Annotated in this window: 12 protein-coding genes and 1 tRNA gene; 10 read left to right on the forward strand and 3 right to left on the reverse strand. The window is 73.3% G+C overall.

The window, feature by feature from the left end; all coding sequences use genetic code 11:
* Positions 1–170: 170 nt before the first annotated feature.
* On the reverse strand, positions 171–1157 hold the full coding sequence (locus QJS33_RS29560) for a 2-oxoacid:ferredoxin oxidoreductase subunit beta (RefSeq protein WP_306371374.1): 987 nt from the start codon (positions 1155–1157) through the stop codon (positions 171–173).
* 67 nt (positions 1158–1224) lie between these two features.
* A complete protein-coding gene (locus QJS33_RS29565; RefSeq protein ID WP_306371364.1) occupies positions 1225–3075 on the reverse strand; it encodes a 2-oxoacid:acceptor oxidoreductase subunit alpha in 1851 nt (616 codons plus the stop codon).
* 475 nt (positions 3076–3550) lie between these two features.
* On the opposite strand from QJS33_RS29565, the gene QJS33_RS29570 reads away from it, so the two are divergent.
* Positions 3551–4408 carry a M48 family metalloprotease gene (locus QJS33_RS29570; RefSeq protein WP_306371365.1) on the forward strand — a complete coding sequence of 286 codons (858 nt, stop codon included), beginning with the start codon at positions 3551–3553 and terminating at the stop codon, positions 4406–4408.
* A 487-nt stretch (positions 4409–4895) separates the two neighbouring features.
* Here the strand turns inward: QJS33_RS29570 and QJS33_RS29575 are convergent, their stop codons facing one another.
* The gene (locus tag QJS33_RS29575; protein ID WP_306371366.1) at positions 4896–5393 is read right to left on the reverse strand and encodes a YajQ family cyclic di-GMP-binding protein; all 498 of its coding nucleotides are present in this window, start codon (positions 5391–5393) and stop codon (positions 4896–4898) included.
* Between the two features lie 233 nt (positions 5394–5626).
* On the opposite strand from QJS33_RS29575, the gene QJS33_RS29580 reads away from it, so the two are divergent.
* From QJS33_RS29580 to QJS33_RS29620, 9 genes are all read left to right on the forward strand, one after another.
* A tRNA-Tyr gene (locus QJS33_RS29580) sits at positions 5627–5708 on the forward strand.
* A gap of 421 nt (positions 5709–6129) precedes the next feature.
* The gene (locus QJS33_RS29585; RefSeq protein ID WP_306371367.1) at positions 6130–6375 is read left to right on the forward strand and encodes a hypothetical protein; all 246 of its coding nucleotides are present in this window, start codon (positions 6130–6132) and stop codon (positions 6373–6375) included.
* A gap of 56 nt (positions 6376–6431) precedes the next feature.
* Positions 6432–6677 carry a hypothetical protein gene (locus QJS33_RS29590; RefSeq protein WP_306371368.1) on the forward strand — a complete coding sequence of 82 codons (246 nt, stop codon included), beginning with the start codon at positions 6432–6434 and terminating at the stop codon, positions 6675–6677.
* 11 nt (positions 6678–6688) lie between these two features.
* The gene (locus tag QJS33_RS29595; RefSeq protein ID WP_306371369.1) at positions 6689–6937 is read left to right on the forward strand and encodes a hypothetical protein; all 249 of its coding nucleotides are present in this window, start codon (positions 6689–6691) and stop codon (positions 6935–6937) included.
* Between the two features lie 11 nt (positions 6938–6948).
* Positions 6949–7224, forward strand: a complete 276-nt coding sequence (locus tag QJS33_RS29600; RefSeq protein ID WP_306371370.1) for a hypothetical protein — start codon at positions 6949–6951, stop codon at positions 7222–7224.
* A 109-nt stretch (positions 7225–7333) separates the two neighbouring features.
* Positions 7334–7822, forward strand: a complete 489-nt coding sequence (locus QJS33_RS29605; protein ID WP_306371371.1) for a hypothetical protein — start codon at positions 7334–7336, stop codon at positions 7820–7822.
* Positions 7823–7968: 146 nt separating this feature from the next.
* Positions 7969–9120 carry a DUF2397 family protein gene (locus QJS33_RS29610; protein WP_306371372.1) on the forward strand — a complete coding sequence of 384 codons (1152 nt, stop codon included), beginning with the start codon at positions 7969–7971 and terminating at the stop codon, positions 9118–9120.
* A complete protein-coding gene (locus tag QJS33_RS29615; protein ID WP_306371375.1) occupies positions 9120–10460 on the forward strand; it encodes a TIGR02678 family protein in 1341 nt (446 codons plus the stop codon). Before QJS33_RS29610 ends, QJS33_RS29615 begins: the two co-directional genes overlap by 1 nt.
* Positions 10429–13648 (forward strand): exonuclease SbcC (locus QJS33_RS29620; protein ID WP_306371373.1); only part of this gene is annotated, 3220 nt, incomplete at its 3' end. The genes QJS33_RS29615 and QJS33_RS29620, both read left to right, overlap by 32 nt.

The following is a 13648-nucleotide window of genomic DNA, read 5'->3' on the forward strand; positions in this document are numbered from 1 at the left end:
CGTGCGACACCGCCGAGCCTGCGGGGCAGGGCACGGTGGGGGCGCCTGCGCTCGCCGTCGTGCGGAAGATCGCCCGGCGGCCGCCCGTGTCCTTCGGCGCGAGCGCCGAACCGCACGAAGGCATCCGCCGCACACGCCCTACGGCCGTGGGCCTGTGTCGAGGACCGCGGTCATTCGACGGTCCAGGTGTCCCCGCCCGCGAGCAGGGCCGACAGCTCCCCGTCGCCGCGCTCGGCGCGGGCCTCGGTGATCTGCTCGTTGACCAGGTCGTCGTAGGCGGGGCGGCGCACGTCCCGGAACACCCCGATCGGCACGTGCTCGAAAGCCGGGTGGTCCAGCCGCGACAGCGCGAACGCGTACCCCGGGTCCTCCCGGTGCGCGTCGTGCCGGATCAGCCGGTCCGCACCCACCGATTCCGCGTCCACCACCTCCAGGCCGCCGTACTCCCCGGCGACCACACCCCGGCCGTCGCCCAGGCGCAACGGCTCGCCGTGCTCCAGCCGCAGCAGCCGGGTGTCCGCGGCCCCCGGTTCCTTCAACGGCTCGAACGCGTCGTCGTTGAAGATCGGGCAGTTCTGGTACACCTCCACGAACGACGCACCCGGGTGCTCGGCGGCCGCCCGCAGCACCGACGTCAGGTGTTTGCGGTCGGAGTCGACCGACCGCGCCACGAACGTCGCCTCCGCGCCCAACGCCAGCGACACCGGGTTGAACGGGTGGTCCAGCGACCCCGCCGGCGACGACTTGGTGATCTTGCCCGCCTCCGAGGTCGGCGAGTACTGCCCCTTGGTCAGCCCGTAGATCCGGTTGTTGAACAGCAGCACGTTGATGTTCACGTTGCGGCGCAGGGCGTGGATCAGGTGGTTGCCGCCGATCGACAGCCCGTCGCCGTCACCGGTGACCACCCACACCGACAGGTCGGGGCGGCTGGTGGCCAGGCCGGTGGCGATCGCCGGGGCGCGGCCGTGGATCGAGTGGACCCCGTACGTGCTCAGGTAGTACGGGAACCGGGAGGAGCAGCCGATCCCCGACACGATCACGATGTTCTCGCGCGGCACCCCCAGCTGGGGCAGGAACGACTGGAACGCGGCCAGGATCGCGTAGTCGCCGCATCCGGGGCACCAGCGCACCTCCTGGTCGGACTTGAAGTCCTTCATCTTGTAGGCGGTGTCGGTCTTGGGCACCAGGCGGAGCCCCGCGAAGCCGCCGTCCCCATGCGTGTGCTCAGTCACGGTCGATGACCTCCTGAAGTGCTCCCGCCAACTCCTCCGCCTTGAACGGCAGGCCGCGGACCTCGTTGTAACCGATGACGTCGACCAGGAACCGGCCGCGCAGCAGCAGGGCCAGCTGCCCCAGGTTGATCTCCGGCACGACCACCCGGTCGTAGCGGCCCAGCACCTCGCCCAGGTTCGCCGGGAACGGGTTGAGGTGGCGCAGGTGCGCCTGGGCCACCCGGCGCCCGGTGCGGCGCACCCGGCGCACGCCCGCGGTGATCGACCCGTAGGTGCCGCCCCAGCCCAGGACCAGCACCCGGGCCTCCCCGCCGGGGTCGTCCACCTCCAGCTCGGGGATGCCGCGGGCGACGGCGTCCACCTTGGCCTGCCGGGTGCGCACCATCAGGTCGTGGTTGGCGGGGGTGTAGGAGATGTCCCCGGACTCGGCGTGCTTCTCGATACCGCCGATCCGGTGCTCCAGCCCGGCGGTGCCCGGCACCGCCCAGGGCCGGGCCAGGGTGTCCTCGTCGCGCAGGTACGGCAGGAAGGAGCCGTCGGGGCCGTTGGGCTCCGCCGCGAACCCCGGCTCGATCACCGGCAGGTCGGCCACCTCCGGCAGCCGCCACGGCTCCGAGCCGTTGGCCAGGTACCCGTCGGAGAGCATGATCACCGGGGTCCGGTAGGTGACGGCGATCCGCACCGCCTCCAGCGCCACCGCGAAGCAGTCGGCCGGGGAGGCCGGGGCCACCACCGGCAGCGGCGACTCGCCGTTGCGCCCGTGGAGCGCCATCAGCAGGTCGGCCTGCTCGGTCTTGGTGGGCATGCCGGTGCTCGGCCCGGCCCGCTGCACGTCGACGATGACCAGCGGCAGCTCGGTCATCACCGCCAGCCCCACCGCCTCCTGCTTGAGCACCATGCCCGGGCCGGAGGTGGTGGTCACCCCCAGTGCGCCGCCGAAGGCCGCACCGAGGGCGGCGCCCACGCCGGCGATCTCGTCCTCGGCCTGGAACGTGCGCACCCCGAACGCCTTGTGCCGGGACAGCTCGTGCAGGATGTCCGAGGCCGGGGTGATCGGGTAGGAGCCCAGGAACAGCGGCAGTCCCGAGCGCCGCGACCCGGCGATGAGCCCGTAGGCGGTGGCCAGGTTCCCGGTGATGTTGCGGTAGGTGCCGGCGGGCAGCCGGGCGGGCTTGATCTCGTAGGAGACCGCGAAGTCCTCGGTGGTCTCGCCGAAGTTCCAGCCCGCCTGGAACGCGGTGAGGTTGGCCTCCAGGATGTCCGCCTTCTCGGCGAACTTGGACTTCAGGAAGGCCGTCGTGCCCTCCGTCGGACGGTTGTACATCCACGACAGCAGGCCCAGCGCGAACATGTTCTTGGCGCGCTCGGCGTCCTTCTTGGAGATGTCGAGGCCCTTCAGGGCCTCCACCGTCATGGAGGTCAGCGGCACCGCGCTCACCTTGAACCCGTCCAGGGTCCCGTCGGTGAGCGGGTCGACGGCGAAACCGACCTTGGCCAGGGCGCGCTTGGTGAACTCGTCGGTGTTGACGATCAGGGTGGCGCCGCGCGGCAGGTCGGCCAGGTTGGCCTTCAGCGCCGCCGGGTTCATGGCCACCAGGACGTCGGGGGCGTCGCCCGGGGTCATGATGTCGTGGTCCGCGAAGTGCAGCTGGAAGCTGGAGACGCCGGGCAGGGTCCCGGCGGGCGCACGGATCTCCGCGGGGAAGTTCGGCAGGGTCGACAGGTCGTTGCCGAACGCCGCCGTTTCCTGGGTGAAGCGGTCACCGGTCAGCTGCATCCCGTCGCCGGAGTCCCCGGCGAAGCGGATGACGACGCGGTCGAGCTGTTCGATCTGTTTGGACACTGAGATCGACGACCTCCTCGGCCGCCGGTTGTCGGGGCGGCGGCGCTTGTGAGTGTCAGCCCTCCGGCCGGGGCGCACCGCTGCGGGGCGGCCCCCCGGTCCTGTGAGGGCACGGACGGGGAGTGCGGCCCCCGCGTCCACCGGGTGCGCCAACCCTGGGGAACGCGGCGAGGCACCGGAGCACGCGGACGCGGAGCGGTGTCCGCGGCCTCGTGCGGAAAGTGATCAGGGCCACGTTCGCACTATAGGTCGTCGGAGCGCCGCGAATCGCAGTCGGGTGGCGATTGTCACACGTACACCGGGGTGCGGGGCGGAAAGCGGGTGGCCGCGGGCGCCGTGTCCGAGATCCGGTACCGGGCTCCGCCGCGGGGAGGGGGCCCGGGCGGAGGCCGCCCGAACCGGGAACGCGGGACCCTGATCCGCACGTTCATCACCATGTACGCATACGGGGACGAGAGAGCGGGGAGGTGGCGGCATGCACGTCGGTGCGGCGCGCGCGGTCGGCCTGTTCGCCGGCGTCGCGGCGGTCCTCCTCCTCGCGGGCTGGTTGTGCGCCGCCGGCAAGGGGTTCCAGTTCGCCGTGACGGTGGTGGTGGCCGCCGGGATCCTGGTGCACCTGTTCGGGGACTCGCTGGCGCTGCGCGCCATGCGGGCCCGGCCGGTGGGGGAGATCGAGAAGCCCGACCTGTACCGGACGGTGCGGGAGACGGCCACGGCCGCCCGCCAGCCCATGCCGCGGCTGTACCTGTCACCGATCCGCTCGCCCAACGCGTTCGCGACCGGGACCGGCCGCCGGGCCGCACTGTGCTGCACGACCGGGCTGCTGGAGACGCTCGACGAGCGCGAGCTGCGCACCGTCATCGCCCACGAGCTGGCGCACATCAAGGCCGCGGACACACTGGCCGGTTCCGTGACCGTCACGCTCACCGGGCTCCTCGCCGCGCTGAGCGCGGTCGCGTTCCTGGTGCCGCTGGGGGACTCGGAGGAGATGGACGTCCCGGAGCTGCTGGGCGGGCTGCTGGTCGCGCTGCTGGCGCCGGTCGCCTTCTTGGTGGTGCGCGCCGGGGCGGGGCGGCGCAGCGAGTTCCGGGCCGACGAACACGCGGCGCGCACCACCGGGGACCCGGAGGCGCTGGTCTCGGCCCTGCTCAAGCTGGAGGCGGGCATGCGCGAGCACCCGTTGCCCCGGCAGCGGATGCTGCTCCCCGCGGCGCACCTGATGACCACCAACCCGTTCCCCACGGGGGCCTGGCGGCTGTTCGCCGCCCACCCGCCCACCGCGGAGCGGGTACGGCGGCTGCGCGAGCTCCGCAAGGGCTGGGACCTGGGCTGACCGTGAGGATGTGCGGTGGCTTCTCCGGCAGGCCCGACTCACGGGCCGACCGACACCGACAGGTCGTCCTCCAGGGGGTTCGTCGGCCTGCCCGGGCAAGCCGCTGCACGCGACCGGACGGGCGACCGTGACCTCATAGGGGTCAGCCGTTCACCTGCGGATGACGCCTCTCAGGCGTGAAAATCGGGTGTGGGGCCGTCCGCCGGCGCCGATCGATGTTCGGGCCGCGAGCCCGCATGGGAGGTCGTCCTCCAACCCGTACCGGCCTGATCTATCCCACTCCGGTATCCGGTCCGCGAGCGGCCCGGATGCTGCCGCCTGCCCTCCCGAAGGCCGATTTTCCGTTCGGCTTGGTCGAAAAGCCCCGCCACAGTCTCGTCCGCCCGCCCGGCCGGCGCGTGCCGCCGGGCGGGCCCGGGGCGGGGAACACGACGGCCGCCCCTCGGGGCGGCCGTGCGGCGTCGCGTTCCGTGTCGGCGGTGCCGGGTCAGCGGTAGTTCACGAACTGGAGGGCCAGGTCGAAGTCCTTCTCCTTGATGAGGTTCTGGACGGCCTGGAGGTCGTCCTTCTTCTTGGAGCTGACGCGCAGCTCGTCCCCCTGGATCTGGGCCTTGACGCCCTTGGGGCCCTCGTCGCGGATCAGCTTCGAGATCTTCTTGGCGTCCTCGGAGGTGATGCCCTCCTTGAGGCCGATCGGCAGGCGGTACTCCTTGCCGGAGATCTTGGGCTCATCGGCGGCGTCGAGGATCTTCAGGGACAGCTTGCGCTTGATCAGCTTCTCCTTGAAGACCTCCAGGGCGGCCGTGGCGCGCTCCTCGGAGGTGCTGCGGATCTCGATCCCGTCCTCGCCCTGCCAGGAGATGGTGGTCCCGGTGCCCTTGAAGTCGAACCGCTGGGAGAGCTCCTTGCCCGCCTGGTTCAGGGCGTTGTCGACCTCCTGGCGGTCGAGTTTGGACACGACGTCGAAGCTGGATTCGGCGGCCACGTTCTCACACCCCGTTGCTGGGTCTGTCATGGGTGGCGGGCGCCCCGGGGACGCCCGCGCGATCGGTCGGAGCCCGGCCGGCGGCGCGGGCATGGTCCCAGAGCTTAGTGGGGACCCGGTTCGGGGTGCTCGAAGGACGAACCGGGACGCGCCCGAGAAACCGATTTCAGGTTCGGGGGGAACATCCGCTATTCTCGTTCATGCGACGCGCGGAACCGCGAAGTCGCAGCCCAGGCAGGTTGCCCGAGCGGCCAATGGGAGCGGACTGTAAATCCGTCGGCTTAGCCTTCCAAGGTTCGAATCCTTGACCTGCCACCCTGGGATCGAGGCCCCGGCACCATCAGGTGCCGGGGCCTCGTCGTGTTTCACGGGGTCTTCCCGACCCCGAACACGCGGATGAGAGCCGGATCACACAACGGCTTCGGAACGCGGACGAACCGGTCGTTACGGCTCGGTCGCCGAGGGTGATCGGGATTCGGCCGGTCGCAGATCCATAGCGGGCGGAGCACGGCGGGGTAACGCCCCCGCGCCGGCGTGTCGGAAAAGAAACGAAAAAAAGGATTCGTCGGACCGGCAAAAAGAATTCTCCCGACAAAGTGGACAATCGCGCTCCGGGGGTTTCGGCGTTGACAAAAAACGGGGGGGCGTTGATGATTGCCACAGTCCACCGCGACACAGGTGCAAGAAGCGCCTGCGTCTTTTTCTGTCAACACCTCGACGATTTCCGGGGGAAGTCATGATCAAGAAGATGGCCGCTGCTGGCCTGGTCGCCGGTGCCGCGATGGGCGCGCTCCTCCTCGGAGCTCCCGCGCACGCTTCGCACGGCGGTGACCAGCAGTTCAACCAGAACCTGCAGCTGGTGCCGGTTCAGTCCTGCAACCTGACCGGCAGCGTCGGCCTGGTCGCCGTCACCGTGCCGATCCTGTCGCCGCAGACCACGGGCGACTGCGTGAACGGCCCCGTCGGCACCAACATCAGCTAGTTCCGGCAATTAGTCCGACTGCGATCTTGCCTCACATCTTTCCGAAAGGTAATTCAATGCTGCGTAAGCTCGGCGTTGCCGGTCTCATCGCGGGTGCCGCTCTCGGCGCCGTTCTCGCCGCCACCCCGGCCTCGGCCTCCCACGGTGGCGACCAGCAGTACAACCAGAACCTTCAGGCCATTCCGGTCCAGCTGTGCAACACCAGCGCCGCCGTCGGCCTGGTCGGCGTGAACGTGCCGGTCCTGTCGCCGCAGACCACGGGCGACTGCGTCAACGGCCCGATCAGCACCAACATCGACTAGGAGATCCCGAAATGCTGCGTAAGTTCGCCACGGCCACCGCCGTCGCCGGAATCGCCCTCGGTGCCGCGCTGTTCGCCGCCCCGGCCTCCGCCTCGCACGGCGGTGACCAGCAGTACAACCAGAACCTTCAGGCCATTCCGGTCCAGCTGTGCAACACCAGCGCCGCCGTCGGCCTGATCGCCGGCGTCAACATCCCGATCCTGTCGCCGCAGACCACCGGCGACTGCGTCAACGGCCCGGTCAGCACCAACATCGACTAGGAGGTACCGCCATGCTGCGCAAGTTCTCGATCGCCGGTGCGATCGCCGGCATCGCGCTCGGTGCGGTCCTCGCCGCATCACCGGCCTCGGCCTCCCACGGTGGCGACCAGCAGTTCAACCAGAACCTGCAGCTCGTGCCGATCCAGCTCTGCAACACCGAGCTGGCGGTGGGCCTGGTCGGGGCCAACGTGCCGATCCTGTCGCCGCAGACCACGGGCGACTGCGTCAACGGCCCGGCGGGCACCAACATCAGCCACGACCGCGACGGCGGGAACGGCTACAACTAGATCACCACCCGGTGGTGACGGCGGGGCCCACGCCCCGTTGACGGAAAAGAGCGGTATCCAGAGGCCCCCCGGCGCACGCCGGGGGGCCTCGTCGCAACGAGGAGGGGTCATGCGGGGCATCGGACCGCGGGTCGCCGTCGCGGTGGTCGCGGCGGCGGTCGCCGGGTGCGGGGGAGGACAGGCGGAGGCGCCGGGGGCGGCGGCCCCGGACACCGCTCCCCAGGAGCCGGCGTCACCGGACGACGCCGGGGCGTACGTCCTCAACCGGTACGGGGACGAGAACGGGTTCGACGATCGCAGCCCGACCGAGTACGTCGCCACCGAGTTCACGACCTTCTCCGGGATGGAGTGGGACGAGTGGTCGCAGGACCGGGCGCGGGGGGAGGGCGACCTCCTCGGCACCTGGTGCATGGAGCAGGAGTGCCAGAACGACCCGTACGAGGTGGAGGTCGAGCTGGGCGACCCGGTCGACGTCGGCGGGACCCGCTACTTCACCACCTACACGATCACCGAGTACGACGAGGACATGACCGGCGAGGTGCGCCGGGCCCTGGAGGGCGCCGACGGCGGTCGGCTCGGGTACCCGGCGCGAGAGTGACCGGGAACACTCGGGCCGGGGTGCCCGCGAGAATGATGCCAAAGTTCCTCAAACGGCCATAATCCCAGGTCAGAGATGGTGATTCGAGGGGTCGAAGGGGGAGAACCCGACGTGCGCCGTCCCCGAGGTCTCTACCCTGCTGAGGTGTGGGACTCAACCAGTGGGCGGATGACCGCGCGGACGATGAACGAAGTGGTGGCGAACGGCCGGCGCCACGCCACGGCCGCGCCGCACTGCTGCGCCTGGCCTCGTGGTTCGAGGAGGCGGAGCCGGGGCGCGCCGACGCGCTGGCCGCCGCCGCCTACGCCCTGTACCCGGCCCGCCACCTGAAGGGGCGGGTCGACGAGAGCGTCGCCGCCACCACGGGCTGGTGGCAGGCCGAACCCGACCGCAGCACCGTCACCGAGCGGCCCGGCACCCGGCCGCCCGAGCCGGTCCGCGACCACCGCGCGCAGCAGGCCCGGCTGCGCGACGCCGCCGAGTCGTCGGCCCACTGGCGGCGCACCGGCGCCGCCCAGGTCCGCGCCCTGCTGGCGCGGCCCACGGGACCGCGCGCGCACCTGGACCTGTCCGGCGCGGGCATGGAGGTGCTCATGGAGCTCCTCACCGCCGCGCTCGGCTCCGGTGACGCGGGCCGCGGCCCCACCGCGGCGGGCGATCTGGAGTTCGCCCTGCGCCTGCACGTGGTGCCCGCGCCGGGATCCGAGGTGGTCGTCCAGGGCGAGGGCGGTGAGCTGACCCTCCAGGGACTGCGCCTGTGCGTGACCCCGTACGAACAGCACGAGATCCCGGCGGAACTCCTGGAACCCCTCGCTCCTGCGCGAACCCCGCCGCCCGGCGACGACGCCCCGACCCCGTCCGATGACGGCGCCCCGGCCGCGTCCGGCGACGACACCCCGACCCCGCCCGGCGGCCTGCCCCTGCCCACCCCGGACGACGACACCCCCACCCCCCCGCACGGCATCCCCGCGGTCCCGGACCCCAGGGCCGCCCGGCGCACCACCGCGCCCGACGCGGCCGCCCCGCCCGGCGCCCGACCGGCCCTCCACGGCTCCCCGAACACCGCCGCCGTCCCGGGCGCCCACGCCGACCACGCCACCGGCGACCCCGCGGACGGGGGCGACCCCGGGGACGAGGCGGACGGGCGGTCGCGGACGGCGACCCCGCCCGGGGGGATGGCGGTGGATCCGCCGACCGCGGCGATACCCGCGGTCCGGGAGGACGGCGATGACGACGACCGGAACACGGGACCGATCGACCTCGGCCGGGAGCGGCCGTGGACCCGGACATGGGGGTGATGAAGTCGGACATCCACAGCGAGGACACCGCGCTCATCGGTGAACGGCAGGCGGCGGCGCGCGCCCTCATGGCGCGCCCCCTGCTCACCGAGCGCACCCACCCCGCGGAGTTCTCCCTCGTCCGCTCGCACGCCGAATGGCTCACCCAGCGCTTCCACCGCGTCCTGGGCTACCGCCTGACCGTCGCCGCCGACCACGCCCGACTGGTCAAGCGCGGACCCGGCGCCCCCGCACCGCTGACACGGCCCACCGGCGCGCCCTTCACCCCGCGCACCCACACGTACCTGGCGCTGGGCCTGGCGGTGCTGGTCGAGGACACCGGCCCCCTCGGCATCCGCGAGCTGGCCGGACAGGTCCGCGAGGCCGCCTACGAGGCGGGCATCGACGCCGACCCCGCCCGCGGCCTGGGCGAGCGCCGCGCCTACTGCGCGGCCCTGGAGTTCCTGGTCGGCCTGGGCGCCCTCACCGAGGAGGAGGGCCGCATCGCCGACCACCGCGCCGACGCCCTGGCCGACGTCCGACTGGTCCCGCACACCCACATCGTCCGCGCGGTCGCCGCCCACCCGCCCAGGGCCGTCGACGACCCCGACTCCTTCCTCGCCGCGGCGGCGGCCATCGACCCCGACGGTGACAACCAGGGCGAGGTCGCCCTGCGCCGCCTCCTGGCCGAGACCGCCGTCGTCCTGCGCGAGGACCTCCCCGACCGGCAGCGCGACCGGCTCTGGGCCCACCAGTGGCGGGCCGCCGCGGCCCTGGCCAACCTGCTGGGCTGCGACGTCGAGGTCCGGGCCGAGGGCGTCGCCCTCGTCCTGCCGGACGAGGCCGGCGGCTTCCCCTCCGACGACCCCGTCGGCCAGGTGGCGCTCGCCCTGGTCCGGCACCTCTCCGGCCGCCTGCACCCGGGCCGTCCCGTCACCTCCGTCGACGTCCCGGACCGGGAACTGGACGCCGCCCTGGCGGTGTTCTGCGACGCGGACGCCCCCGAACGCGCCGAGTGGTCCCGCACCGCGGGACCCGAGGTCCCCGGCCCCGACCGGCTGCGCGCCCTGGTACTGGACCTGCTGACCGGACTGGGTCTGCTCCGCGGCGCCCCCGGGGCCTGGAGCCTCACCGCGGCGGCCGCCCGCTACGGGGCCGAAACGGACGATCGCGTCCCCCGAATCCAGGACAATGACCATGACAGCCGGACACAACCCGCCCGAACGAGCGGTTCCGGTCAGGAAGAAGACTCCCCCGACCCCCGGAACGACCTGAATCGGGTGGCGTCCGTGCTGCAAGCGGTGGCGAACGAGAAGGTGAGCGCGACCAGTGGTGACCCAGGAGACGACGGCGACGGCTGATCCCGCCGCCACCCCCCGCTACCGCCTCGAACGCGCGGGCATCCGCAACGTCTGGCAGTACGACGACCACGTCCTCGAATTCGCCGAGGGCCGCCTGCTGCTGCGCGGCCGCAACGGCGCCGGCAAGTCCAAGGCGCTGGAGATGCTCCTGCCGTTCCTGCTGGACGGCGACACCCGCCGCCTGGACACCACCGGCACCAACCGCACCAGCCTGCGCTGGCTCATGGCCGAGGACCCGCGCGCCGGACGCCTGCCCGACCCCGAGGACACCGGCCCGGACCTGCTCGGCGGCCCGGAGGAACCCGCCGAGGAGACCCCGGACGGACCGGAGGGCGCCGCCGACGGCGCCCCCGTGGTCCGGCTCGGCTACCTGTGGGTGGAGTTCACCACCGCCCGCGGCGACCGCGGCCTGGACGGCGCGGCCCGCGGCGCCGCCACCGCCTCCGCCCTGCTGGCCGCCGCGGCCGACGGGCCGGCCGGGGACGGGGACGCCCCCGAGCCCCGCCACCTCACCCTGGGCGCGGCCGTCATGGCGGTCGGGGACGCCGACCCCCGCTGCGTGTTCTTCGTCACCGAACGCCGTGTCGGCCACGACCTCGACCTCGTCGTCGACGGCCGCCCCAAGCCGGTCGACCGCCTGCGCTCGGAGATCGGCGCCGACAACTGCTACACCTCGGCCGTCCCCTACCGCGCCCGGGTGATGCGCGACCTCTTCGGCATCGACGATTCCGTCCGCTACCGCAACCTCATCCACCTGCTCTACCGGCTGCGCCGCCCCACCATCGGCGACCGCCTGGAGGCGGGCGAACTCGTCGGAGTGCTCTCCGAGGCGCTGCCGCCCATGGACGAGTCCGTCCTGGACGAGGTCGCCCGCAACATCGCCGACCTGGAGCAGGCCCGCACCGACAAGGACGCCCTCACCGCCGCGGGCGACGGCGTCTCCGCCTTCCTCGACGACTACCGCGCCTACCTGGTCGGCTCCCTGCGCGCCCGCGTCGCCGAAGTCCGCGAGCAGTTGGACGCCTGCGCCGACCGCACCGCCGAGACCGACCGGCTGCGCACCGAACTCGACGATCTCATCACCGCCGAGAGCCGCGTCGCAGAAGAGCGCGACCAGGTCCGCCGCACCCGCGACACCGCCTCCGCCGACGAGGGCACCCTCGACGGTGCCCGCGGCGCCGCCCGGGCGGCCACCGCCGGAGAGCGCCGCGCCCTGGACGCCGCGGTCGGCGCCTACATCCGCGCCGCCGAGGCCTCCTGGGTCGCCGCCGAGCACGCCGAACGCGTCGAGCGCACCACCATCGCCCTGCTGGGCGAGGACACCGACGCCATCGGCCGCGCCCTGGACGCCCTGCGCCAGACCCACGCCGAGGCGGCCCGCGCCGCCACCGCCGCCGGCCTGGACCCCGAGCTCCTGGGCGCCGTCCCCGACACCACCGCCATCGTCCACACCCCCCGCGAGAGCACCACCCGCGTGGACCTCCAGGGACTGGAGCAGGCGGTCGAACGCGAACCGGTCGACGGCGTCGACCTCGACGCACTGCGCGAGCACCTGGGCCGCCTGCACGACCGCCTCAGCGGCGCCGCCGAGCGCGCCACCGAACGCGCCGACCAGGCCGCCCGGCTCACCGGCCTCACCACCGCCGAGGCCGCCGCCGACCGCCGCCTGGTCGCCCTCACCAGCGAGGCCGAGAGCGCCGAAGCCGTCCTGGAGCACGCCCACGACCGCGAGCAGGCCTCCATCGCCGACCTGCGCGTCCGCAGCGCCGACTACGCCGACGGCGTCCGCGCCTGGGCGGCGCGCCTGCGCGACTCCAGCCACGCCCACGCGCTGGGCGAGGCCGTCCACCGGTTGGAGGGCAGCGTCGAACTGCCCATCACCGACTCCCTGCGCGTCCTGGACGCCTCCGTCCCGGCCACCGTCTCCCGCATGGCCCACGCCGCCGTCGACCCCCTGCTGGAGGAACTGCGGGCCCGACGCGACCTCGCCGTCGGCGAGGAGGGCCGGCTCTCCGACGAACTCGCCGAACTCGCCGACCGCCGCGCCCGCGGCACCGAACACGCCCCGGACCGCCCGGCCTGGGCCACCTACCCGCGGCCGGACTCCGAGGGCGTCCCCCTCTACCTCGCCGTCGACTTCGCCGACGGCCTCTCGCCCCGCCAACAGGCCGGGCTGGAGGCCGCCCTGGAGGCATCGGGCCTGCTCGCCGGGTGGATCCGCGCCGACGGCGGCCTCTACGACCCGGCCACCCGGGACCTCATGCTCACCCCGGCCCGCCCGGCCAAGGGCCGCACCCTCCTGGACGTCCTCGTCCCGGTGGCGGTCCCGGACCGGGGCGTGGGCCACGACTCCCTGCGCGCCCTGCTCGCCTCCATCGCCCTGATCCCGGAGACCGGCGCCGCCCCCGGCTCCCCGGAGGGCGGCGAGGCCAAGCACCGCCGCGACGACTCCGTCGCCACCGTCAGCTCCATGTCCACGTCCGGCGCCTGGCGGCTCGGCGTCGCCTCCGGCGCCCACTTCAAGAGCGAACCCGAGTACATCGGCGAGGCCGCCCGCAAACGCGCACGCGACCGCCAGTCCGCCAACACCGACCGCCGCATCGCCATCGCCGAGGCCCTGCTCGCCGAGGCGGGGGAGCGGCGCTGGGGGCTGGAGAACTCCTACGCCGAACTCCTGGAGGTCGCCCGCGACCTGCCCGACCCGGCCCCGCTCATCCGCGCCTGGGCCGCCCTGGACATCGCCCGCGCCGACACGGCCGCGGCCCGCCGCGCCCACGACACCGCCGCCGGGGCCGCCGACGCCGCCCGCACCGAACTCCTGGGCATCCGCGCCCGGCTGCGCGGGGCCGCCGACGAACACGGCCTCTCCACCGTCCGCGCCGACCTCGACAGCTCCCTGCGCGCCCTGGACCACCTGCGCGTCCTCATCGCCTCGGAGCTGCGCGACCTGGAGGTCCTGGCCTGGACCCTGGCCGACCACGAACGCCACATCGGCGCCTGGCGGAACGCCCGCGCCGACCGCGTCCTGGCCGAGGACGTGCGCGCCGCCGCCATCGACGACATGATCACGGTGCGCCGCCAGATCGAGCTGGGCGACCGGGCCCGGGGCGTTCCCGACGAGCAGCTCGACGCCGCCCGCGCCCAGGTCCGCGACCGCGCCGAGGCCGCCGCCCGCCGCCTGCCCGAGC

It is taken from the genome of Nocardiopsis sp. CC223A, assembly GCF_030766825.1.
GTDB lineage: Bacteria > Actinomycetota > Actinomycetes > Streptosporangiales > Streptosporangiaceae > Nocardiopsis.